Origin of the sequence: Bacillus cihuensis, assembly GCF_000504145.1 — a bacterium.
Taxonomy (GTDB): domain Bacteria; phylum Bacillota; class Bacilli; order Bacillales; family DSM-1321; genus Peribacillus; species Peribacillus huizhouensis.
On sequence record NZ_AYSD01000042.1, the window covers coordinates 1 to 782 of the forward strand.

Annotated in this window: 1 protein-coding gene; it reads left to right on the plus strand. The window is 36.6% G+C overall.

Annotated elements, in window-relative coordinates; translation table 11 throughout:
* Positions 1–313 precede the first annotated feature (313 nt).
* Positions 314–619: a ribbon-helix-helix protein, CopG family gene (locus V179_RS27090; RefSeq protein WP_084552220.1), complete on the plus strand. Its 306-nt coding sequence runs from the start codon at positions 314–316 to the stop codon at positions 617–619.
* Positions 620–782 lie beyond the last annotated feature (163 nt).

Sequence of the window (782 nt, forward strand, 5' to 3'; positions counted from 1 at the left end):
CCACCGTCTCCACCAAATACATAATGTTGGTGGCTAAATACGAATAGATACACGGACTTGCCGATTACGGTAAGTCCGTTTTTAGTTTCATGACTATCTTGGGATAATGAAGATCGGCAAAAATAATTTGTTAGATCGGTCGTTAATGAACTAACGATGATCTGAAAATGTGACTTATGCTTTAAATTATCAGTTGAGTTCTAAAGGGTTATTTTTTATGAGTAACTTTGATGAAATGGTAAATCAGTTTTAACATTTTCTTTGAAAAATGTCTACCGTATAATATCCGCGTTTTGCCCGCAGGACCCCATCTATGGAGAGTAATTTACTCCGGAAGCTTGACAGTTTAGTCAAACAAAGAGGGTATGAAAATCGCTCGGAAGCGGTTCGAGACCTTGTGAGAGATGCTCTTATTCAACATTCATGGGAAGAGGATGAACAAATTGTTGCGGGAAGCATCATTTTATTTTATGACCATCACCAAAAAAATCTACTAGATGACCTTACAAAAATCCAACATGGTATGTGTGATAGGGCTGGTAATAGCATAAATGATTATAAGAATAAAATGATAAAAATTCTTAGCCAAATATTAAACAACATTTATTTAAGTTGCTAAGACCCGCCCTATGTCCGCTTACAAAACCTTACAATTGATTTTCCTTTGGAATCTGCTATAATAAATCTTGTACCGACGATGACAACTGAATATCAGCAAATAAGCTGACGATTCATCTCTCGTACGCTCCATTCTTATACTTGGGGACGCTACGGATTCGACA

Excerpts from the sequence above, each read along its gene's own strand:
- V179_RS27090 (WP_084552220.1), top strand. The coding sequence starts at position 314 with ATGGAGAGTAATTTACTCCGGAAGCTTGACAGTTTAGTCAAACAAAGA.